19 protein-coding genes and 3 pseudogenes are annotated in these 20,905 nt (G+C 56.1%); 8 read left to right on the top strand and 14 right to left on the bottom strand.

The window, feature by feature from the left end; translation table 11 throughout:
- Window positions 1-719 precede the first annotated feature (719 nt).
- The 3 genes from OGV19_RS05870 to OGV19_RS05860 all read right to left on the bottom strand — a co-directional run bounded on the left by OGV19_RS05870 (window position 720) and on the right by OGV19_RS05860 (window position 3,719).
- Window positions 720-1,274 (bottom strand): OsmC family protein, encoded by a 555-nt coding sequence (locus OGV19_RS05870; RefSeq protein WP_264312527.1) that lies wholly within the window; start codon window positions 1,272-1,274, stop codon window positions 720-722.
- A gap of 229 nt (window positions 1,275-1,503) precedes the next feature.
- Window positions 1,504-1,836: a carboxymuconolactone decarboxylase family protein gene (locus OGV19_RS05865; protein ID WP_125859161.1), complete on the bottom strand. Its 333-nt coding sequence runs from the start codon at window positions 1,834-1,836 to the stop codon at window positions 1,504-1,506.
- A gap of 413 nt (window positions 1,837-2,249) precedes the next feature.
- Window positions 2,250-3,719: an amino acid permease gene (locus OGV19_RS05860; RefSeq protein WP_125859162.1), complete on the bottom strand. Its 1,470-nt coding sequence runs from the start codon at window positions 3,717-3,719 to the stop codon at window positions 2,250-2,252.
- 332 nt (window positions 3,720-4,051) lie between these two features.
- Between OGV19_RS05860 and metC the strand changes: the two genes are divergently transcribed.
- Entirely contained in the window at window positions 4,052-5,227 is a 1,176-nt protein-coding gene (gene metC, locus OGV19_RS05855) for a cystathionine beta-lyase (RefSeq protein WP_264312526.1), read from the top strand.
- A 51-nt stretch (window positions 5,228-5,278) separates the two neighbouring features.
- Here metC and OGV19_RS05850 read toward each other — a convergent pair whose 3' ends face one another.
- Window positions 5,279-5,845 (bottom strand): TetR/AcrR family transcriptional regulator, encoded by a 567-nt coding sequence (locus OGV19_RS05850; RefSeq protein WP_125859164.1) that lies wholly within the window; start codon window positions 5,843-5,845, stop codon window positions 5,279-5,281.
- Between the two features lie 320 nt (window positions 5,846-6,165).
- On the opposite strand from OGV19_RS05850, the gene OGV19_RS05845 reads away from it, so the two are divergent.
- Window positions 6,166-6,861: a DsbA family oxidoreductase gene (locus OGV19_RS05845; RefSeq protein ID WP_264312525.1), complete on the top strand. Its 696-nt coding sequence runs from the start codon at window positions 6,166-6,168 to the stop codon at window positions 6,859-6,861.
- Window positions 6,862-8,147: 1,286 nt separating this feature from the next.
- Here the strand turns inward: OGV19_RS05845 and OGV19_RS05840 are convergent.
- Window positions 8,148-9,128: an IS5 family transposase gene (locus OGV19_RS05840; RefSeq protein ID WP_264312524.1), complete on the bottom strand. Its 981-nt coding sequence runs from the start codon at window positions 9,126-9,128 to the stop codon at window positions 8,148-8,150.
- A 686-nt stretch (window positions 9,129-9,814) separates the two neighbouring features.
- A pseudogene (locus OGV19_RS05835) lies at window positions 9,815-10,060 on the bottom strand (transposase); the annotation flags it as partial.
- A 300-nt stretch (window positions 10,061-10,360) separates the two neighbouring features.
- Between OGV19_RS05835 and OGV19_RS05830 the strand changes: the two are divergent.
- Window positions 10,361-10,651, top strand: a complete 291-nt coding sequence (locus tag OGV19_RS05830; RefSeq protein ID WP_125859167.1) for a c-type cytochrome — start codon at window positions 10,361-10,363, stop codon at window positions 10,649-10,651.
- A gap of 154 nt (window positions 10,652-10,805) precedes the next feature.
- On the opposite strand, the gene OGV19_RS05825 is transcribed toward OGV19_RS05830, so the two are convergent.
- The 4 genes and pseudogenes from OGV19_RS05825 to OGV19_RS05810 all read right to left on the bottom strand — a co-directional run bounded on the left by OGV19_RS05825 (window position 10,806) and on the right by OGV19_RS05810 (window position 13,650).
- Window positions 10,806-11,906, bottom strand: coding sequence for an MFS transporter (locus OGV19_RS05825; RefSeq protein ID WP_223811842.1), 1,101 nt, complete (start codon window positions 11,904-11,906; stop codon window positions 10,806-10,808).
- A gap of 85 nt (window positions 11,907-11,991) precedes the next feature.
- A pseudogene (locus OGV19_RS05820) lies at window positions 11,992-12,489 on the bottom strand (acyl-CoA dehydrogenase family protein).
- Window positions 12,458-13,375 (bottom strand): acyl-CoA dehydrogenase family protein, encoded by a 918-nt coding sequence (locus tag OGV19_RS05815; RefSeq protein WP_264312522.1) that lies wholly within the window; start codon window positions 13,373-13,375, stop codon window positions 12,458-12,460. Before OGV19_RS05815 ends, OGV19_RS05820 begins: the two are co-directional and overlap by 32 nt.
- Window positions 13,372-13,650: a MoaD/ThiS family protein gene (locus OGV19_RS05810; protein WP_125859168.1), complete on the bottom strand. Its 279-nt coding sequence runs from the start codon at window positions 13,648-13,650 to the stop codon at window positions 13,372-13,374. Before OGV19_RS05810 ends, OGV19_RS05815 begins: the two co-directional genes overlap by 4 nt.
- A gap of 183 nt (window positions 13,651-13,833) precedes the next feature.
- On the opposite strand from OGV19_RS05810, the gene OGV19_RS05805 reads away from it, so the two are divergent.
- The 4 genes from OGV19_RS05805 to OGV19_RS05790 all read left to right on the top strand — a co-directional run bounded on the left by OGV19_RS05805 (window position 13,834) and on the right by OGV19_RS05790 (window position 17,343).
- Window positions 13,834-14,148 carry a copper uptake system-associated protein gene (locus OGV19_RS05805; RefSeq protein ID WP_125859169.1) on the top strand — a complete coding sequence of 105 codons (315 nt, stop codon included), beginning with the start codon at window positions 13,834-13,836 and terminating at the stop codon, window positions 14,146-14,148.
- Window positions 14,149-14,273: 125 nt separating this feature from the next.
- A complete protein-coding gene (locus OGV19_RS05800) occupies window positions 14,274-15,149 on the top strand; it encodes a LysR family transcriptional regulator (protein ID WP_264312521.1) in 876 nt (291 codons plus the stop codon).
- A gap of 104 nt (window positions 15,150-15,253) precedes the next feature.
- Entirely contained in the window at window positions 15,254-16,420 is a 1,167-nt protein-coding gene (locus OGV19_RS05795) for a pyridoxal phosphate-dependent aminotransferase (protein WP_125859171.1), read from the top strand.
- 47 nt (window positions 16,421-16,467) lie between these two features.
- On the top strand, window positions 16,468-17,343 hold the full coding sequence (locus tag OGV19_RS05790) for an AEC family transporter (RefSeq protein ID WP_407692102.1): 876 nt from the start codon (window positions 16,468-16,470) through the stop codon (window positions 17,341-17,343).
- 21 nt (window positions 17,344-17,364) lie between these two features.
- On the opposite strand, the gene OGV19_RS05785 is transcribed toward OGV19_RS05790, so the two are convergent.
- From OGV19_RS05785 to OGV19_RS05770, 4 genes are all read right to left on the bottom strand, one after another.
- On the bottom strand, window positions 17,365-18,291 hold the full coding sequence (locus tag OGV19_RS05785; protein WP_264312520.1) for a LysR family transcriptional regulator: 927 nt from the start codon (window positions 18,289-18,291) through the stop codon (window positions 17,365-17,367).
- A gap of 77 nt (window positions 18,292-18,368) precedes the next feature.
- Complete coding sequence (locus OGV19_RS05780) at window positions 18,369-18,941, bottom strand: putative natural product biosynthesis protein (protein WP_264312519.1); 573 nt, start codon at window positions 18,939-18,941, stop codon at window positions 18,369-18,371.
- A gap of 83 nt (window positions 18,942-19,024) precedes the next feature.
- A complete protein-coding gene (locus tag OGV19_RS05775) occupies window positions 19,025-19,402 on the bottom strand; it encodes a DUF2946 family protein (protein ID WP_223811845.1) in 378 nt (125 codons plus the stop codon).
- A 220-nt stretch (window positions 19,403-19,622) separates the two neighbouring features.
- The gene (locus OGV19_RS05770; protein ID WP_125859175.1) at window positions 19,623-20,003 is read right to left on the bottom strand and encodes a DUF2946 domain-containing protein; all 381 of its coding nucleotides are present in this window, start codon (window positions 20,001-20,003) and stop codon (window positions 19,623-19,625) included.
- A 305-nt stretch (window positions 20,004-20,308) separates the two neighbouring features.
- On the opposite strand from OGV19_RS05770, the pseudogene OGV19_RS05765 reads away from it, so the two are divergent.
- A pseudogene (locus OGV19_RS05765) lies at window positions 20,309-20,758 on the top strand (cytochrome ubiquinol oxidase subunit I); the annotation flags it as partial.
- Between the last annotated feature and the right edge of the window lie 147 nt (window positions 20,759-20,905).

Here is a 20,905-nt window from a genome sequence, read left to right as displayed (position 1 = left end):
ATGGCTATCGCAAAATCGATGCCGACTCGCATGATGTCGGTGAAGATGGTGGTCGGCATTGTGTGGAGAGGCTGGTGCGTCATGGGGTGGGGGTGCAGCGCTATCAGGCAGGTATCGGAGTCGCCTCGGAAAGTACGACAGTAAGCCGGCGGTCGCCTTATCCAATTGGTTGGAGCGCTAGTTCGATGTTGTAGAAGGCAGATCAAGAGGAACACCTATAATACGCGGGAAGATACTCGTGGTGACGTGCTCCACTACATTAAAATATTCTACAACGCAAAATGCCGGTAATATTTCAACAATTAGCTGTAGCCAATAGCGTTTGAAAAGCATTACGCGACGAGCTTGCAAGGTACTTAGTGGATCCTGAGCGATTCATCAGCCTGTTGACTGATGTGACCTCTGAACAAGCTCCTCAGTGACTAATTTACCATCATTACGGCTAAGGGACCAAAACGGAGACTCCGCTTAATTCAGAGCCTGTGGATAGATGAGCTAGTCCACTATTTGAAATGATCGATAATAAGACGAGGTCGAAGCCTTTCAGTAGATACTCAGATGAACCAAGTGCCCAATCAATCAAGCTTGCTCTCGTGTTGAGTGGCATAGAGCTCCCCAAACGAGTGCTTGTCCGAATTGAGATGCCTGCATGCTCACGCACTCAAAGCAGTTGCCGCCTGACGGCGGCAACGATCCTATCATGCGTAGGTGCAAACTAATTACGAATTACGTACCTCCAAAGTCGGAATCATCCGAATTGCTTTCGAGAAATTGGCCAAGTTTACCGAGGTCTTAGTTACTACTTTGTGCAGTTCTTCGACGCGCTCTTTCGGGGCGTCGGTATCGATACGAACAATGTAGCTTACCTCGTCGTAACCTGGGTTGACGCTCTCGTTCAAGCCGAGGAAGCCCCTGAGATCCAGCTTGCCGTCCGCTTCGATTTCAAGGCTGTTGACCTTGATACCCATGGCTGCAGCGTTGGCCACATAGCCGACAGACAGGCATGCGTTCAGAGCAGCCATCAGAAGTTCTTGTGGGTTCGGAGCACTGTTAGCGCCCAGCAGTTGCTCAGGCTCATCGGCAGCGATTTCGAAGTGACGCTGGTAATTTTCGCCACCTAGAGAGTAGTAGTTGACGGTAGCGACAGTGCGAGTCTGGTGCTCCCACTTGGTCTTCACATTAAAACGAGCTTCGCCTACTGCTGGCGATTCGGTGACACTTTGTGCGAACTGCTGCAGGGCTGCTACATCAATGCCATTCAGGTTGTTACTCATCTGCTTTTCCTCTCAAGTGCACTTAAGCGCCGGACGGCTTAAGATGAATTACAATAAATCTATCAACCAGTTGGTACAATTACAAGCTCTTGATCGTCACATAGTTTGCACAGGCTTGTAGCGTGCTTCGCGTATTTCGCCTACCTATCAAATTGTGCAGTCATTCACACTTGAGCAACAAACTGACTGTCTCAATATGTATTGGTATCTAACAGATAGGCTTACCTGTTTACTCTTTATCGAAGGCATCCAGAACGTGGGTACTGTAGACGAGTGCTGCACCTGCGTTCATGTTGATCGCTACACCAAGGGCTTCAGACACCTCTTCAACGGTTACGCCGAGCTTTTTGGCTTCGGCGACGTGGAATGCGATGCAGCCATCGCAGCGCGTAGTTACGGCGACTGCCAGGGAAATTAACTCGCGAGTCTTAGCATCCAGATGGTTAGTCTTGGCTCCTGCGCCACCCAGAGCCATGACACCTTTGATGGTGTCCGGAGAAAGCGCGCCCAATTGCATGAGTCGAGCGTTGATATCTTGACGGGCTTGTTTCCAATCTTGCATGTGATCCTCGCAGTTTCGCTATGGCACAGAAAGTAAGTTATCACCCAAGGAGCCGGGTTTAAATAATGTTACCATCTAGTAGGTAGGCTGACAAGAGCTGTCGTTCGCCACCCGTAGGTGGCTCTCCAATCACGTCAGCACAGGCCACCCGACCTGTGCTGAAATAGCCTTCCGTTCAGCGACCGCAGCAAGCTTTGCCATGAGCCCGATGAGCTTCTCCGTTTTCGAATATTCCGGTAAGCGCATACGAAGCCCGGGGCGATTCAGGCCAAGGGTGGCGATAGATCAACAGCCGTGAGCTTGCCTAGCTAAATCCCTAGCTCGCCAGCCAGAGCACGTATGAAGCAGCCGGCTTGAGGAAAAAGCATCTGCGGAAAAGCCGCGCTAGGCGCGGCTTCGTGTGACGGGGCAAATCACTTAAGAACCGTCACTTCCGGGACAACCCGGCCTTCTGGCTTTTTATTTTTTACATGTGCTGTACGCGACCAGCCCCACATCAACGCAATCGCAATAACTGGAATCATCAGCAGCGTATACGTCCCATTGGGATAATCGAACCCGATCATGACCAACACTACAAGTAAGAAGCCCAAGGTCAACCAAGAGGTATATGGAGCGCCTGGCATCTTAAACTCAACCGCTTCTACCTCTCCTCTCTTGACAGCTCGTCTGAAGTAGATTTGCGAGAGAACAATGAATCCCCAAGTTGACAGAACCCCAAGGGCGGCTACGTTCAACATCAACTCAAAGATCTGAGAAGGGATCAGGTAGTTCAGAAGTACGCCAATAGCATTGATTGCCACTGTCAAGATAATGCCCTTGAACGGAACGCCCTGCGAATTCATGGCAGCCAACGACTTAGGTGCAGAGCCACCCATCGCAAGCGAGCGAAGCACCCGGCCAGTGGCGTACAAGCCTGAATTGAGACTCGACAATGCTGCCGTCAATACCACGATGTTCATTACCGTACCGATACCTGGTACGCCAAGAGCGCCAAAGAACGTCACGAACGGACTAACATTGGCTTCGTACATCGTCCACGGTAAAACCGTAACCAACAAGACCACAGAGCCAACATAGAAAAGCCCAATCCGCCAAATTACGCCATTGATAGCCTTGGGAAGAACTTTTTTCGGATTTTCAGTCTCGCCTGCCGCCGTACCTACCAACTCAATACTGGCATAAGCGAACACCACCCCCTGCATGATAATGATTGCTGGGAGCACACCATTAGGGAAGATACCGCCATTGTTGAAAATTAGATCCAACCCTGGCTGATGCCCTGCAATCTCATGGCCTGTTGCGAAGAAGAAGGTCCCTACTGCCAGGAAGGTACCGATAGCAGCTACCTTGATTACTGCGAACCAAAATTCCATTTCCCCGAACCACTTAACTCCGACCATATTAAGCAGCGTGACGAGCCCTAATGCACTCAGTGCAAAAAACCATTGAGGCACGTCACTGAACATATTCCAGTATTTCATATAAATTGCAATGGCCGTAATATCTACTACACCCGTCGTTGCCCATACAAGAAAATACATCCAGCCGGCAACGTAGGCGACTTTTTCGCCCATGAACTCACGAGTATAGGATACGAAACTACCGGAACTTGGCCGATGCATGATCAGCTCTCCCAGTGCGCGTAGTATCAGGAATGCAAATAAACCACATACTAAATACGCCACTGCTAACCCTGGCCCGGCTGTGTGCAACCTGCTGCCAGCTCCCAGAAAAAGGCCGGTCCCGATAGCGCCTCCAAGTGCGATCATCTGAACATGGCGATTTTTTAGATTTTTTGCATAGCCATGCTCATGGGATTCAAGCCACGACTTTTTATCAACGTCGGAATCTGGCTTAACTTTTATTTTTGTGTTTGTCATAGTCCACCTAATCACTCATAGGGTGTCAGTGCCGCTCCGCCACGAAACACTGATTCATCAACAACGCTACTGCGGTGCTCCTCGACCAGACTTGGCTTATGCCAATGCTTTCCATGGAAGCGACGAAGCCAAATGGTTTGTTAGAGACGATAAAACGCTACCACCTAGTAGGTAGACATTCAACAAAAATCATAATATTGGTATAAGTATCTGATTTATAAGGATTTTTACATCCTCTACCACTAGGTAGCGGTTTGCGTATATGATGCCTAAGGGTTTAGGATGCACAGCACCCGACGCCTTAAATAATGGCCTTTGTCATGGAAACGGTTATGAGTGCAAAACAAGAGTATGATGTGCAAACGCTTTTGACCCATGGTGGAATACAGCCCGACCAGCATCACGGGTTCGTGAATACACCGATTTATCGCGGGTCGACTGTCGTATTCCCTAGCGCCGAGGCATTTCGTGAGGGACGGCAAAAATACCAGTACGGTCGATGGGGGAACCCCTCTACCGATGCATTGACAAGCGCAATCAAAGCGCTAGAAGGAGCAGAAGGTACGGTGCTATGCCCTTCGGGCCTTGCCGCATGCTCAACGGCGATCCTTGCTCTGATGGAAGCTGGTGATCATATTTTGATCCCAGATAACGTCTACTCACCCGTTCGCACGCTGTGCGATTCACTGCAGAACCGCTTCAATTTTGAAGTGACTTATTACGACCCCACCCTTGGTGCTGACATCGAGAGCCTGGTCAAACCGAACACGAAGGTCATCTACACCGAGTCACCCGGCTCCCTGACCATGGAGGTCCAGGACATCCCTGCCATCGTGAGAGTCGCCCGGACACACGGCGCATTCACTATCACCGATAACACGTGGGGTACACCTCTCTTCTTCCCCGCCATTGAGCATGGAATCGATCTTTCGGTGATGGCCGCGACCAAATATATCGTAGGTCATTCTGATGCGATGCTGGGTACCATTTCTGCTTCGCCGCGCGCGTGGGATAAGATCAAATCCTTCCACGCACTGACGGGCATTTTCGCCAGCCCCGACGACGTTACGCTTGCCCTCCGCGGGCTACGCACGTTGCATGTACGCCTGGAGCGACACCAGAGAAATGCGATCACTGTAGGGAAATGGCTTGAGCAACGATCCGAAGTGAAATCGGTTTTCTACCCAGCTCTCGAATCCCATCCTCAGCACAACCTTTGGAAGCGAGATTTCAAAGGTGCTTCTGGGCTCTTGTCGTTTGTGACACGAGAGGCACCACAGGCGTGTGTAGACAAGCTTGTTGATTCATTGAAGTTGTTCTCGATTGGATACTCGTGGGGAGGCTTTGAGAGCCTGGTGCTCCCCGCAACGCTACAATCAATAAGAACCGCAAAACCATGGGAAGAGCCAGGGCATTTGATTCGACTTCATGTCGGCCTGGAAGACGCTGACGATCTTATTCGAGATCTAGAGGAAGCGCTTAATGAATTCAGTAAAAATTTGAAGTAACTTCCGTGTCAGTCTCGCCGGCGCGCTAGCCCGACGTCGGCGACGACCAAATCACGAATGCTTTGTAAAGCCACTCAAGAAGCATTCAAAAGAATTCTCAGAACTAGAGTCTTCTTGGATAGCCCAAGAAACAAAGGCCTCCCCCTCCAAGAAATTCAGAATCGTTCGAGAAAGTGGCTTGAGCCCTTGCGAAGTCTTTATTTCGCCCTCCTCTTGCCCGAGCTTGACCGTATCCTCTACCCAACGTAGATGTAGCTCAAAAAAGCCTTTAGTGAGCTTACGCAGGCTATCCGGTAGTACAGCGATTTCCGCTGCCAGAGCGCCACAAAGCGGCAGAAGGCTCGCATCACGACTTTCACGAAATAAGGCGGAGAACGCAATTAGACGCTGCACCGCGCTTTCAGACTCCTGATCGATTTGCTCAAGACGCTTACAGAATCTGAAGATATAGTTCTCCACAATCGCCACACCTAATTTTTCCTTTGTTGGGAAGTGGTGATGGATGCTTGCTTTACTAATACCGATGATGTGTGCAAGGTCAGCATAACTGAACGCTGCATACCCTTTTGTGCGCAACAAAGACTCTGCAGATGCAAGAAGGTCAGTACGGGTACTCATTCCAAACTCGCTTAACAAAATAAGCTTACAGAATACCTCGTTTTACACGCACCATCAAGGTACCGCCTATCCTAGGACGGCCCCCTTAAATATAGCTCGCAGTGAAGCCACGTAAACTGGCCTTGCACATGACCCGAGATGCTGACAACACAGGAGACAGCAAGGCGAAAAACCTGAAAATTGACTTGAGGCAAGTGCCTACCCACCCGCGAACAGGCTTCACGTGAGGCACGTTCCCCACCAGCACTGAGAGACATTGCAGGACTACCTACTAGATGGTAAAATTAGACTAAACCTATCATTTCCACTTGGAATTAACCATGACCACCTCGATCCAAAGCCTCACCGTTGAAGTCTGGTCTGATTTTGCCTGCCCGTGGTGCTGGATTGCAAAGCATCGCTTCGAAATGGCACTCGCAAACTTTAAGCATCGCGACCAAATCAAGGTTAATCATAGAGCTTACCGCCTAGCGATAGGCCAAAGACCAATGCCAATCAAAGCCGTTCTGCTTAAAAAATTTGGTAACCATCGCTCAGTGGACGATTTTGTAAACAGCATTCAAACTCACGCAGAGGCGACAGGCCTAGTCTATAATTTTGACACACTATTATTTGGTGACACGACCGCTGTTCATGCTTTAGTTAAAGCTGCCGACAGGCTTGACGTTAGCCAGGCACTGATCGAAAATCTCTATGAAGCTAGTATTACGCGAGGAGTCTCACTCTACGATCTCGATTCAATTGCGGTGGAGGCGGCAAAACTAGACATCCCGAAAGAATTTGTCAAAAACGCCTGGACCAATAGCGAATTAATTCGATTGATTACTAAGGATGAGTCTACGGCCAAGAGCTTCGGAAGCGGGGTCCCGCTTTTCCAACTTGCCAAAACCTGCACTATATCGGGCGCGCAATCAGTAGAGGTATTTACTCAGAGTCTTGAGCAAATGTACTCTTCAGCCACCAGCAGTCTATCATACCAAGGTATGACTTGTGACCTGAGTGGATGCGAAGGTTAACTCATAATTTAGCCCTCGATGCGCTCCAGGCCTAGCTCGTTATTCTCAGGGCTACCCTGCGCCCACAGTTCACATAAGAAATATTTAAGCAATTTTGACTACGAGAACTCTTGGAGCTTTATTAGCGACCCTATTCACTGTGACGTATTGCGCCAATGTGCGGCCATTCACCACTCATCATCGCTTAGCGGAAACCAATCGAAAATTTGCATCCTTGGAAACAGCCAGCGCAGTGCAATCACTGGAAGAAACTTTTACCTTCAAGGGATTTCTTATCGTTGAACTTTGGAAGCTTACAGATCTGCGCCACACTCTACAAAGAACTTTAGAGTTATCTGGAACGAGAGCTGCTCCAGGCCTATCAGAGGGATCAGAGGGATCAGCCAGCTAGTTTATCAACCACCATACCCACCAGACCCCGGACAGATAATATGGGCAACAAAGAATCCAGCCCCCCCTCCTTCAGATTCAGCACCACGCGGACTGAAGGCTCCCGCCGGGTGAGGTACTCTGAGGGAAATCACATCAACACTGAGGAATGCCTTCTCTGCGTTCCAACGGATGATCACCCCAGAGCAACCCCGGATGTTGCCGCTGACCGAAACCTGACCGAGGGTTTAAACTGCTTCGACTTACTTTTCGAGCAGGAAACACAGGCTGATCCGCATGGAAATGCTGGGACAAATATTACGTATCGAATCTCAGGGTTTCGAGGAGGGGGCTGAGAAACCTCATCTTGCCTGCTACGCGCAAACAGCCGGTCAGCGAGATCAAGCTGGAGCACACAACCACGATCATCACCGAGTTGCGTCGCCAACGCATATCATAGCCCTAGCAAACTGGCTATCGGAACACCAGCCGACCCAATGCTATCTGGCGAGTGCTATCCGCAAGAATTGAGTGCGGTTGGTAACGACTGCGCTGCCGGGCGATGATCGTTATCTTTCGCTTCAGCCGTATGGGTATGACTAGAACTAACACGCTGGGGCTCATTCAAGGCGAAGAAAAATACCGCCACCGCCATCGAAGCCACTGAAAATGGTACCAAGGTACGGATACTGAAAATCGCTGTAGCGCTTTTTCGACGCGGGACTTCACACAACCGGTCTTGCTGAGCAGGAGAAGGCTACAGTCCTGGATCGAGGCGCTCTATATCATTTAGGGATGCTCCGATCAACTTGCCGAAAAGCGGCGGCAGGCCAAACATTCTCCGGCGCGTACCGCTGCTTGCCGAAAGAAAGTCCCATGCACAGCGTTTTGAGGGCTTTGTCGCCCGGTCTTCCGTGTTACGCGCGTAACTTGCCCATACCCATCAGCTGCTTTCGAGCCATCCATAGGTTCGACAGAGCGAACAGCGTGGTCAACTGAGCCGTGTTCTTCATCAGCCCTCGAAAGCGCACTTTCACGTAACCAAATTGCCGTTTGATCACCCGAAACGGTTGCTCAACCTTGGCCCGTGTCTGAGCTTTGCAGTACTCAATTTGGCGCTTGGCTTTGTAAAGCAGGCTGCGTTTGTTCAGCTTGGAATACGTGCTGCGGCGCGCGGCGACTTGCCAGATCACCTCACGATTTTCATGCTCTTCGCGCTTCTCGACACCGCTGTACCCGGCGTCTGCATACACCGCGTTTTCTTCGCCATGCAACAGCTCGGCGACCTGTGTGACATCGGCCACATTGGCTGCGGTGCCATGGACGTGATGAACCAGGCCGGATTCAGCATCGACGCCGATATGAGCCTTCATCCCGAAAAAATACTGATTGCCTTTCTTGGTCTGATGCATCTCGGGATCGCGCTTGCCTTCTTCGTTCTTGGTCGAACTTGGGGCATGAATAATGGTGGCATCAACGATGGTGCCCTGGCGCAACGACAGGCCTTTCTCCTGCAAGTAACCGTTGATGACCGCAAGGATCGCAGGTGCGAGTTGATGCTTCTCCAGCAAGTGCCGGAAATTCATGATCGTGGTGTCTTCGGGGATCCGCGCGCTCAGCGTCAGGCGTGCGAACTGGCGCATAGGCGTGATTTCGTAGAGCGCTTCTTCCATGGCCGGATCGCTCAGGGAGAACCAGTTCTGCAACAGATGGATGCGCAGCATGGTTTCCAGCGGGTAGGGTTTTCTACCGCCGCCGGCCTTGGGATAGAACGGCTCGATCAGCCCCAGCAGCCCAGTCCAGGGCACGACCTGATCCATCTCGGCGAGGAAGCGTTCGCGGCGTGTCTGCTTGCGCTTGCCGGCATATTCGAAGTCGGAAAAGCTCATCTGGCTCATGGGTGGCTCGGATCAGGTGGTCAGGCGTATTTCAGCACATTTGGGGACTTGATCGGAGAATCCTTAGGCAAAAGGAAGAGTTGCTATTCGAAATGACCAGCCGCTATCTGCGTATCGTGATTGCTGAATGTGCCCCGTTGTGAGAACGCGATCTGCCTGCAGAGGACAATTTCGGCAGTTCTCCGCCATAGTCATGCACACGCTCGGGGAAAATCTGGCCGAGGTGACTGTGTGGTTCCGTGAAATATATTCCGCCATCGGCGCACGCCAGCCGAACCGCTAAACTTGCACCGTCAGTATAAAAAGCTCTGGTCATTAATCCTCAGCGCAGGCGTCCAGGAGGAGACCTTTTGTACATCCGACTCGTTGGCCGTAATGCCCGACTCCATTGCAGATTTCTTTTGCGCCACCATTCTGCCGAGACTAAAAATTCCGCAAGCTTGACCACCATCAGCGGCGCAACACCTGCTGCGCCGGGGATGCCGTTGGCCAAGGTAGGAATGCCCGCCATAACGAAATGACCGGACGGATCGAATCAATTGTTCTTGTTGATTTAATCGAATCTTCCCCTGTTGCAGCTAGTGTTGCTCTCTGCTGCCCAAGACCAACGCCACGCCGCCTAGGACAGGCACACTTAATTGAACCGTAGCCACTTGAAACGCTGTCAGTTGGCGCACCGCGCTATACTAGGCTCTGTCTGAAAAGAGGTGTCTCAAACACCGCATCGCGCAGGCCAGCGAGACCATCGCTGCATAACTTTTCGTCAGCTTGTCGAAGCGAGTCACGATCCTTCGATTCTCTTTCAGCCAGCCAAACATGCGCTCGATCACATTGCGTTGACGGTACTTTGGGCGATCGAACAGGCGGGGTAGCCCAGGCTTGGGTTTGCGCTTCATCGAGCGCAAAGGAACAACCGACTGCATGCGGTATCGAGCGTTCCTGAGTCCTCGGAGTATGGATGCCCGTTGGCGCTATGAAAAAACAAAAGCCGGGGCGATCCGCCTCCCCGACTTTTGTTTGATTCAATGAAAACCCTGCCAAGAGTACAACACCGGATCGACTGCAACTTAGCATAGCACTCTGGCAACGCGGCGCTGCGACAGCACGCCGCACCCTCGGCACCCAATCTGCATCTGAGGCCACTACGCCAGCCCTGCGTCAGAACGTCGCACCTCACAGCTACCGTCGCTTCCATAGACTCAGGTCTCCAATAAAAACCTGAGAGGTAGGTCATGAAAAAAACACTCGCAATGCTAGCCTGTATAGCAACAGCAAGCCTGGCTCACGCCGCCCAGGACCCAGAGGCAGTGTTCAAGCGCGCCTGCCAGATGTGCCACAACGGCCAACTGCCCATGGCGCCGAAAAAAGGTGACCACGAAGCCTGGAAAACGCGTCTTGCCCAAGGCAATGACGTGCTGGTCAAGCACGTCACCGAGGGCTTCAATGCAATGCCGCCTCGGGGCCTGTGCATGGACTGCAGCGCCGATGACTACAAGGCCGTGATCGACTACATGTCCAGGTGATTAATGCCCAATGCCGCACGTACCGTAGCGCGGCGGATAGCGGGTATTGGCTCATCCCCGGCTGTCGCGCCGCCGAGCACCCAAATACAGGCACAGAAACGCACCAAGCAGCAACACCGCGATCATCGCCCACCTCACCTGGCTGTAACCCTGACTACGCCCGAGCAGCAAACCGAACAACGGCGGCCCCAACGCGAAACCACCGAAGAACCCCACCGACAACAGACTCGCAGAGGCAGCCGGCGCACCAAACGAGCGGTCGCGCAGCACCATGCTCATCGCCACCGAATTGGTCCCCACCGCGGTCAGCCCCATGCCCATACTGCTGACCCAGAGCCACGACCAGGACTGCGGGCCAGCCGGGCTCACACTGTAGACCGCCAGCGCCGCAAGCAGGCAGGCATAGCACGCCCAGCATCAGGCTTTCGTCCTTCATGCGTGCGGCCAGTGGGGTCAGCAGCACACGCGCCAGGATCCCCATCAACCCAAATACCGCTACCAGCGAACCCGCTAGCACCGCAGGCATGTCCTGGGCGCGGGCATAGACCCCAAGATAAGTGACGAACGACGACAAGGTGATGGCCACGCAACACTGCACAGCCATCAACAGGGCCAGGCAGGCCGACGGGCGTTGAAGGGTGATCGGCAGGCCTGCCTTGCCCGCCTGCCGTGCAGGTAGAGAGCGCATGCCGATGCACCCCAACAGCAGGGCAATCGGGGCGAACAGCACAAGTGCCGTTCGCCAGCCCAGGCCCTGAGCGATGGCAGGTAACAGTAACCACGCGAACAGCGCCGACACCTGCACCCTGGCCTGCTCGAAACCAACGGTCGCGGCCCGCTCGGCAACCGGCAGATTTTCGGCGATCAACAGATTGGTCGCAGGATTGGCCAATGCCTGGGCCGCGCCACAGATGGCCAGGGCGATCACCAGCCCGTAGAAGCCTGGCAGAAGGCCGGCCAACGCATACGCCAGGGCGTAGGCGCCAAACAGCAGCCCCAACGCCCGCCGCCCACCGAGTCGATCGACGATGGCCCCGGCCCACAACGAGAGCAGCGCGGCCAGGGCGAAGGCACTCATGGTCAGGTAATCCAGCCTGGTCTCGGGAACACCCAAATCGGCGACCTGGTACGGGCCCAACGCACCGATGGCGTAGAACACCAGCATGGGCAAGGCCATGGCCGCACCCAGCAAGCTGCGCAGCAACAGCGCGGAGGGTTGTCGGACCTGCGCCATAAACGCGTGATCAGTCTGCATGTTGGCCGTCCTTGTCGTCGTCCATTGCGGTTATCCCGTGTACAGATAACGACGACGGCGCGGCGAAATTCAACCCACTCCCGGCTTAGTGGGCAGCGATCATCTGCCGTCCCACGGCGCTGACGAGCGCATCGTCAGTACCATCCATGAAGTGGCTGGCGCGGGCATGTCGGTAGATCCCCGACAGAGGCGTAGCGTCGCCCAGCCCCTCGGCGCCGTAGACCTAGATCGCTGAATCCGCATTCAGGCTCAAGGCCCTGGATGCCGCCAGCTTGGCGAGGTCGGCTTCCACGTCGTGAGGCTGCCCCTGATCGAACCGGGTCGCGGCGTCGCGCAGCAGTGATCGGGTGGCATAGATCGCCTGGTACGCCTCAACCATGCGTGAGCGCACCAGTTGCTTGTCCGCAAGGCGCGCCAGGGTGCCTCGTGGCGAGACAATACGCGCGCCCATCAGGTCAGAGCAGCGCTGCGCCATGCCCAGCCAGTGCGCAGAGCGCAGCAGGCGCCCCAGGCCCAGACGCTCCTGGATCAGCGCAAAGCCCTGACCGACTTCACCCAGGACCTGCTGCGGGTCGACCCGCACGGCACAAAGCCGTACCCCCGATTGCCCCTGATAGCGCCCCAGTACGCTCATCCTCCCGGCGACTTCCAGGCCGGGCGTGCCGACGCACCACGAACAAGGTCAGCGCCTGCTCCACCGGCCCATCACCGGTGCGTGCCACCACGGTGATGAATGCCGCCTGCTCGGCACGGCAGATAAACCACTTCTCGCCGTCCAGCCGCAAATGATCGCCGCACCAATGAGCGCGGGTCTTGAGGGTTGCGGATATCGAGCCGATGCTGTTGGGCTCCGACATGCCGAAACTGGCCACAACCTCCCCGGCGAGCACTGGCGCGAGTACCTCATGGCGCAACGCCTCACTGCCGTGACGCAGCATGATGAAGGGCGGGCGCAGCCGTGCAGAAGAACAGCCGGCAGGCAACTGTTCGGCGCCCTCCTCGGCAGTCGCCCCGGCGAGGTACTGGCTGATGCACAACAACCCCGCCCCAGGCAGTGACAGGCTGCACTCGACAGCCTTGCTGACGCGCAGGCGCCCCAACGCCGAGGCCATCAGCCAGGTCAACACCAGGCTGGCTGCCACGTTGGTAAGGTAATCCAGATCGATGGCCTCCGCCTGTCCACGTGCCCGGCCATGTACCGCCATCAGGCCGCAGGCGGCCTGCAGGGTGAATTCGCTGATAGCCCTCGGGGCATCGCTGACCCAGCCGGAGATGCTGCAGTGGACCGGTTGCATGCCCTCGCCTTCCAGCCGATAGATCCGCCGCCGCCCGTCACCTGACGCATGGCGAACCTCCAGCCCCAACGCCCGCGCCTGGACGCTCAAGGCGCGCTGCAGCGGATCATGTGGGTCGGCGAAGGGGCCGAGCAGCCGGCAGCCGCCCAGCACGGTCGGCGAAACATCGCTCATCGTGCGCCTCCGGCGACGGCGTGCAGGAGGGTGAGTTCATCGTGGTCGCTCACAGCAGTGTCAAGGTTATCGAGAAAACGGATGTCCTCATCGTTGAGGTACAGGTTGATGAAGCGATGCAGTTGCTGCTCGTCCATCAGCCGCTGGCGAATGCCCGGGTAGCACCGCTCGAGGTCTTCGACGACCTCGCGCACCGTCTGCCCTTGGGCCTGGACACGCTTGCTGCCGTGGGTGTAGCTGCGCAACAGGGTGGGAACACTGACAAAAACCGGCATGGGGTACTCCTCGGCCACAAGGCCGATAACAGGAAGAATCGGACGGTGGCGCGGCTCAGGCCGCGCGGGTGCCGCTGTCGATGATGCGCAGGCTCTCTTCGATCACCTTGCCCTACGCGATGCGGTAGCACCGCACAGGATGCTCGCAGCCCAAGACGGTAGAGAGGATCAGGTAGTGAACCTGTGGCTCGTTGGCGAACTCGATATCGGCTTTGCTCAGATACCCTCGAGGGCGACCACGCCGTGGCCGGCTGGCTGCAGGACCAGCGCGGCGGCCGCGCCCTGCTGCGCAAGGGCCATGGCTGGGGCGTGGTGTTGTGCGCGGGTGATTCGCTACTGGACCCGGCTTCCCTGCGCAGCGCCGGGCTGCGTGAACAGGGCGCCGAACGACTCAGCCAGGCGGTGCGCGAGGCCGAACGCAGCCAGCCAACCGAACGGATCAGGCAGTTCGCGCTGTTTCACGGCGTGGTCAAGGACGCCGCTCACGGCAATCACTGAAATCCTGCTACTCAAGGGTCGGCATGTCCCAAGCACGGGCAAGCGGGCCTTGCAGTTTCGTCAAGACAGCACGTATAAAACCAACCCCGTACCTGCTTGCCGGCAGCAAAGCATGAGAAAACACTATGTCATTGCGTGCACTTCGTTCTTTGCTCGCTATCGCTCAGCACGGCTCGTTTGCGCGAGCGGCAGACACCGTCCATCTCACCCAATCGGCAGTGAGCCTGCACGTAAAGTCGCTTGAAGAAGAGTTCAATGCCGCTTTGTTCGACCGCTCGCGGCGCTTGCCCGTGCTAACCGACGCTGGCCATCTGGCCGTGGAGCGCGCGCACGAGATCATTGCACTTTACGACAGCATTGCTTCGGACATTGGGGCTGATAACGAGCTGCGCGGCCGACTGAAAATCGGCGCCATCCAGACGGCATTGGCCGGTGCCTTGCCACTTGCCCTCGCCGCACTGGCCGCCGAACACCCTCACCTGCGCATAAACGTAGCCTCGGGCATGTCTGCCGAATTGGCCACGCGCGTAGAGGCGGGCGAGTTGGATGTCGCGATCACTACAGAGCCGGTGAAACCATACCCCTACGGCCTGGTCAGTACGACACTCTATGAAGAAGGCTTTTGGATCATTGCGCCGAGCTCATGCGCAGGCCTGGATTTTCGACAGCTACTTCAACAACTCCCCTTCATCCGCTTTGACCGCAGGGCCTGGGCCGGGCGCACCATTGATCGAGAGCTTCGGCGGATGCGCCTGCGGGTGAAAACCAGCATGGAGCTGGACAGCCAGGATGCAATCATCCAGATGGTTGCCAGCGGTTTGGGGGTGTCAGTGGTGCCGCTATCGAACCAAAACCTCGAAGACCTCAAGCACCTGGACGTGCAGCCGTTCGGATCACCGCAAAGCACGCGTCGCGTTGTGCTTCTGGAACAAGAAGAAAGACCACTCGCACGGCTGGCGGCAGCGCTGGCGCAAGCGGTCAAACAGCACGCGCCTACGTGATGACCCATGATTAAAACTTGTTGAACCGTGAATTTTAAATCGTTTTTACTTTAGGTCTCGAGTTCATATCGTAGTGCCCATCCCACTGTATTGCGAAGGGCACCATGCACAATATCGAAACGCCAAACAGCGCTTTCCAATCGCCGATTCTGCTCATGGCCAAACGTGCCGCCGCAATGCGCGCCGCGGGTCGAGACATCGTTGACCTGACGCTCGGTGAACCTGACTTCAACGCCCCCGCGCACGTAATAGAAGCTGCGCATCAAGCCTTGGGCAGCCGCCTGAGCTATGCCCCGTCAAACGGCATTGAGCCCCTGCGCCGTGCTATTCGTATGCGGGCCTGGGAAGATCGCGGGTTGGACTTCGGCGATGATCAAATCGCGGTGGGATGTGGCGCAAAGCAGATTATTTTCAACGCATTCCAGGCTACCCTAACGCCCGCTGACGAGGTTATCGTCCCCGCGCCCTACTGGGCCAGCTATCCCGCCATGATTAAGATGTGCGGCGCGCAACCGATCATCCTGCCGACCACCGCTTCGCAAGGCTTCAGGCTGACTGCAGAGCACCTGACAGCGGGTCTGCGCCGAGCAGTATCGCCCAAGTGGGTGGTGCTCAATGCGCCCGGCAATCCTTCAGGGGCACTTTACTCAAAGCGCGACCTCCACGCGTTGGCTGACGTTCTGCGCCAGTACCCGAAGGTGATGGTGTTGTCCGACGATATCTACGCAGAAATCCGCTTCACCCAGGAGCCTTATCTGACACTGGCGTCAGTAGCGCCAGATCTGGCAGAACGCATCCTCATTGTCGACGGCGTATCCAAAGCCTATGCCATGACAGGTTGGCGCGTCGGCTGGGGGTGCGGGTCGAAATCACTGATTTCGGCAATCACTACCGTGCAATCACAAAACTGTACACAGACCAGCACCTTGAGCCAACGTGCTGCAGTGGCTGCGCTTGAAGGGCCACGAGACTTTCTGGCCGAGCGCAACGCGATCTATCGGCAGCGCCGGGATGCTGCGCTTCACGTCCTGCGCTCGAGCAACAAGCTGCAGGTGCCCTGCCCGGAGGGTGCGTTCTATCTACTTGCGCAGCTCAAAACGAGCATTGACGACCAAGCTCTTGCGCTTGATCTACTCGAAGCCGGCATCGCAACGGTTCCCGGAAGTGCCTTTGGACTGCCTGGGCACCTGAGGCTTTCTTTTGCCACAGACGAAGCCACCTTGGTTGAAGGGTGCAAGCGCTTGGTTAGTGCGCTGGAGGCGTACGCGTGACGGCCGAACTTTTAATAGCACTTGCTCCTATCGCATTGCTGATTGTCATGGGTACCTGGCTCAAGCGCAGTCGATTTTTGCAAGACAGCTTCTGGGCACAGGCCGAGCGCCTGGGTTACTACGTTCTGCTGCCGGCGCTTTTTCTGCACGGTCTGGCGACCGCCAAGCTGGACAATGTACCCGTCCAAGGGATGATCATGGCGCTTGTCCTTTCGACGGTCATGGTCGCGGTGCTGATGGTCGGTGCCCGTCCGTTGATCAAAGACAACGACGCGGCGTTCACGTCCATTTTCCAGGGCGCGGTGCGCTTCAACAATTATGTAGGCGTCTCAGTGGTGGCCGGCTTGTTCGGCGCCCAGGGCATCGCGCTGGCTGCCGTAGCCAATGCGGCCATAGTGCCGACAGTGAACATTCTGTGTGTACTGGTGTTCGCCCGCTACGGCACAGGGGGCGGAATGTCTGTGTGCAAGGTTGCCAGGCAAGTGGCACTTAACCCACTTGTTCTGGCCTGCTTCGCAGGTATAGCGCTTCAGGCGCTGGGGTTGGGCCTGCCGGTTGGCATCGAGCCGGTGATCAAGGCTTTAGGGCAAGCGTCGTTGCCGTTGGGCTTGCTTTGTGTGGGGGCTGCGCTTGAGCTGGGCTCTGTACGCAGTTGGTTTCGACCCGTCGCGTATTCATCGGTGGTCAAGTTTCTGATCATGCCGCTGATGACGCTGTGCGCTTGTCATGTGGTGGGGCTGGGCGGCAAGGCCGCCATCGCGGCATTGCTTTTCCAGGCACTGCCGACCGCCTCATCATCCTACATCATGGCGCGGCAGCTAGGCGGGGATGCGCCCCTGATGGCAGGAATCATTGCCAGCCAGACGTTACTTGCAGCAGTGGTTCTGCCCATTGCTGTGATCGTCTTGATCCCCTGGATCTGATACCAGAACTGGCACGGCCCCTCAAGCACAGAGGGTCTGCACATCGCCAGCCAACATACCCGGCATGTGATCCATCAGATGATGGATCCAGGTGCTGGTGCGCACATCCGTCTGCTGCCGGCTCGGATAGATCGCATAGATAGCACCAGGCCCAGCATGGTAACTTGGCAACACCTGGAGCAGACTGCCGTTGCGCAAACCCTCAGCTGCCGCATATGCCGGCAGCAAACCTATTCCCAACCCCGCCACGATCGCCGATCGCATTGCGTCTTCCGAATCAACCCGTAGTGGCGTCTGCGCCAGCGGCACCTTGACTGGCCCAGAAGGGCCGTAAAGCTGCCAATCATCAGAGTGCCGCGCACCATCACAAAAGCTGAGACAGGCATGCGCACGCAAATCCTGCGCACCTTCCAAGGGAGCATGGCTCGCCAGGTAGCCTGGCGACGCGCAGAGAATCGCGTCTACGCTACCCAGTGCCTGCACACAGTACGCCACCTGAGGCGGTGAGTTCTGCAACAGGATCGACATGTCATAGCCATCCTTGTACAGGTCTGGCAATCGGTTGGATAGCGTCAGCTTGAACGTGACCTCGGGATAGCGTTTACGGTATCGGGTGATCAGGTCCACCACGTAGTGCTGTCCCAACCCGTGCATCGCGTGGATACGCAACTCCCCCATCGGCCGGTTGTGCTGTTGCTGCACCTCGCTCTCGGCCGTGTCTACCAACGTAAGTATCTGCTCGCAGCGTGCCAGATACCGTTTGCCTGCTTCTGTCAGGGCGACACGGCGAGTGGTGCGATTGAGCAGGCGAATACGCAGGTGTGCCTCCAGTTGCGTGAGCATACGGGAGATGTTCGCCGTGCTGGTTTGCAGTCGTTCAGCCGCGCCCGTCAGGCTGCCCGCCTGGACCACGGAACGAAACGCGCGCATGAATTGCAGTACATCCATCGTCAGAGCCTCGAAGTGGGTTGAATATCATGTCGCTGTCGGGCGAGCCCTCGGTCCGCCCGTGCAAACACACAGCCCTAGCCGGGCACTGGCAACCAACGCCGAAAGCTGACCGCACCTTTGCCACTGAGTGGGCTCCATGAGAAGTCCCACGGTGGCGACGGCAGTTGCTTGCTGTCTTCAAGCGTAAATGCGCCAGCAAGCGCCCCCTGCTTCCACTCCACCACCACCTCGCCCATCGGTTGCCAAGCCAGTACCAGGCCACGGGCTTGGGAAACATCACTGGCAACCCACAACGCCGCCGCTGCGACTAGAAAAGCTTCGATGTGCTTATCGGTAACCTGGGCCTTGTAAGGCGAACTCAGCAGCCAGCGGCAGACGCTGACGTAATAGGTCCAGTCCAGTGACGGATGATTCCGATAGGCCCAGGTCATGAAACGACGAAATAGCTCCAGACCTTCAGGAGGGTCCAGTTTGAGCAAGCTCGGACATACATCGAACAACGTATGCCAGTACGGCAGCAGGCGTGCGTCAAGATGCACGAAACTGCGGGCATTGCAGGGGTAATCGGGAAACGGCAACAAAAAATCACCGTTGCGAGCTGCATTACCGGGGACCGGCACCGCCGGAGAGGTCAAGGCGCGAGACATCGCGTGCTCCTGAAATCATTAGCCATCGGCAGGCTCGCACGTCAGCAGAACGCTGAAGGGCGACAACCTGTATTCACTTCGGATCAGAGGATTGATGCAGGCGAGGCGCGAGGGTTGATCGATGGCCAGTCATGACGGGGCGAACGGTGTTGACCGCTGGCCTGAGGGACCTCAGGAGAAATTTGTGGCAGCCAGCGCGAGAGCAGCAGGCTAGCCGTAATCGGCACCGGACCGTTTGCCTGAGAACAACAGCAATGCCCCGAGTCCGACACTTGCGAGGAACTGACCGGGTCCTTGTCTACCGCCAGATACTGCGCGCCACCGGAAGCGCAGTAACTGCCGGAAAGCAGTTGCACCAAGCTCAGCTCACCCGCAACACTGGCCACGGACAAGGCGAACACCTTGAACAACATCGCCATCAGCGCTGCTATCCATAAATTGTCCCAGGTGGTTTTACTCATGCCGCAGCGCTGCACTGTCAAACCACTCTCGGGCGGGAGTCAACGCGCAGCGCTAGACCCGCCAGTACTGGCGAGATAATCAGATAGTTCATGGCTCATGCCCTTGACAGCTGACGATCACCTGGGCGCACCACCTACGTTCTGACGGACGTGAAAATGGACGATCAGGCGCCCTGGAGCATGAACAAAAGCTCGCTCCAGCACTCGAGTGCAGATAGTCTCAGAGAGGGGATGCGCGTGGGTTGGCCGAGGGCCAACAATATCGAGGCGGCGCCTCAGTGCGCACCTCAGCATTGATCAGGCGTCGATTGGCGCGTGCCAATAACCAGAACACGCCAAATAGAAACAGCAGGCAAAAAAAGGATGCCGAACACAACGGGCAAGCGAATGGGCTGCTCAATTCTTCGGTTACAAGCGCGCTACCCTCCTCGGCCTGGAGCGTCGAGGTGTCGCCACCAAGACTGCAGAACACACCGCTGATCCCTATCAAGGCAAAGCCCAGCGCCTGACCGTGCCCCAGCCCACAGGAAAACACATTGAACAGGACACAGAAATACAGTGCCCAGGTAGTGAGAGGACGGTGGGAGTGGTTGCGATTCATGGCACGGACTCTAGCACCGAAAGCGCTCAGGTTGAAGCACACCTCCTGAGCAACCTGGGTGCGACACCCTGCCACAGCCATCAGCCTTCGCTGCGGCCAGATGCCGAGTGGCGCATGGCGCATGGCGCATGGCGGGGCAGATTGTCGCAGTTGGTGATGCCTGGCACGGTCTTTAAAGTGACGCCGCCGTCGCATCGACGACTTTGCACCATTCAAGAATTTACTGCCAGCAAGCTCGCCCAGGACCTGAGCGCTATTTCCAGCAACCGGCGCCGAAAGGTGCCGTCCCGTGAGGCTTAAACATTATGAGCATGTTCGAGGCGTTGGACCTGGCCCGAATCCAGTTCGCATTCACTATTTGATTTCACATCCTTTTCCCTGCCATCACCATTGGTCTGGCCAGTTATCTAGCGGTACTTGAAGGCCTTTGGCTCAAGACCCAGCAAAGCGTTTACCGCGACCTCTACCACTTCTGGTCGAAAATCTTTGCCGTGAACTTCGGCATGGGCGTTGTCTTGGGCCTGGTCATGGCCTACCAGTTCGGCACCAACTGAAGCCGCTTCAGCGACTTCGCGGGTGCTGTGACCGGGCCGCTGCTGACGTATGAAGTACTGACCGCGTTCTTCCTTGAAGCGAGCTTCCTCGGTGTGATGCTGTTCGGCTGGAACCGCGTGGGCCGTGGCCTGCACTTCTTTTCCACGGTGATGGTGGCGATTGGCACACTGGTTTCAACTTTCTGGATTCTCGTGCGTAATTGCAGTCACTTGACCACCTGTTTGCATCCGACGTGACCAGTCATTTGCATCGACTTGACCAGTCGCTCGCGTGGGGGGCTTGCCAGTGGCTTACCGGTAATCGTTGGCCTGTTCCTTGGATGTCCATGCCCGACCTAACTCAAGGCA

It is taken from the genome of Pseudomonas putida (genome assembly GCF_025905425.1).
Lineage (GTDB): Bacteria > Pseudomonadota > Gammaproteobacteria > Pseudomonadales > Pseudomonadaceae > Aquipseudomonas > Aquipseudomonas putida_AF.
Note: the sequence above shows the minus strand (reverse complement) of the source record. Positions and strands in the feature narration are given on the sequence as shown.

What these genes read in the sequence shown, in the direction of transcription:
- OGV19_RS05815 (WP_264312522.1), bottom strand. Translation starts at nt 13,375, where the DNA reads ATGAGCGATGTTTCGCCGACCGTGCTGGGCGGCTGCCGGCTGCTCGGC.
- OGV19_RS05785 (WP_264312520.1), bottom strand. Translation starts at nt 18,291, where the DNA reads ATGGATGTACTGCAATTCATGCGCGCGTTTCGTTCCGTGGTCCAGGCG.
- OGV19_RS05850 (WP_125859164.1), bottom strand. Translation starts at nt 5,845, where the DNA reads ATGAGTACCCGTACTGACCTTCTTGCATCTGCAGAGTCTTTGTTGCGC.
- OGV19_RS05865 (WP_125859161.1), bottom strand. Translation starts at nt 1,836, where the DNA reads ATGCAAGATTGGAAACAAGCCCGTCAAGATATCAACGCTCGACTCATG.
- OGV19_RS05860 (WP_125859162.1), bottom strand. Translation starts at nt 3,719, where the DNA reads ATGACAAACACAAAAATAAAAGTTAAGCCAGATTCCGACGTTGATAAA.
- OGV19_RS05775 (WP_223811845.1), bottom strand. Translation starts at nt 19,402, where the DNA reads ATGAGTAAAACCACCTGGGACAATTTATGGATAGCAGCGCTGATGGCG.
- OGV19_RS05800 (WP_264312521.1), top strand. Translation starts at nt 14,274, where the DNA reads ATGTCATTGCGTGCACTTCGTTCTTTGCTCGCTATCGCTCAGCACGGC.
- OGV19_RS05780 (WP_264312519.1), bottom strand. Translation starts at nt 18,941, where the DNA reads ATGTCTCGCGCCTTGACCTCTCCGGCGGTGCCGGTCCCCGGTAATGCA.
- OGV19_RS05790 (WP_407692102.1), top strand. Translation starts at nt 16,468, where the DNA reads ATGGGTACCTGGCTCAAGCGCAGTCGATTTTTGCAAGACAGCTTCTGG.
- OGV19_RS05795 (WP_125859171.1), top strand. Translation starts at nt 15,254, where the DNA reads ATGCACAATATCGAAACGCCAAACAGCGCTTTCCAATCGCCGATTCTG.
- OGV19_RS05825 (WP_223811842.1), bottom strand. Translation starts at nt 11,906, where the DNA reads ATGCAGACTGATCACGCGTTTATGGCGCAGGTCCGACAACCCTCCGCG.
- OGV19_RS05810 (WP_125859168.1), bottom strand. Translation starts at nt 13,650, where the DNA reads ATGCCGGTTTTTGTCAGTGTTCCCACCCTGTTGCGCAGCTACACCCAC.
- OGV19_RS05845 (WP_264312525.1), top strand. Translation starts at nt 6,166, where the DNA reads ATGACCACCTCGATCCAAAGCCTCACCGTTGAAGTCTGGTCTGATTTT.
- OGV19_RS05840 (WP_264312524.1), bottom strand. Translation starts at nt 9,128, where the DNA reads ATGAGCCAGATGAGCTTTTCCGACTTCGAATATGCCGGCAAGCGCAAG.
- OGV19_RS05870 (WP_264312527.1), bottom strand. Translation starts at nt 1,274, where the DNA reads ATGAGTAACAACCTGAATGGCATTGATGTAGCAGCCCTGCAGCAGTTC.
- OGV19_RS05830 (WP_125859167.1), top strand. Translation starts at nt 10,361, where the DNA reads ATGAAAAAAACACTCGCAATGCTAGCCTGTATAGCAACAGCAAGCCTG.
- metC (WP_264312526.1), top strand. Translation starts at nt 4,052, where the DNA reads ATGAGTGCAAAACAAGAGTATGATGTGCAAACGCTTTTGACCCATGGT.
- OGV19_RS05770 (WP_125859175.1), bottom strand. Translation starts at nt 20,003, where the DNA reads ATGAATCGCAACCACTCCCACCGTCCTCTCACTACCTGGGCACTGTAT.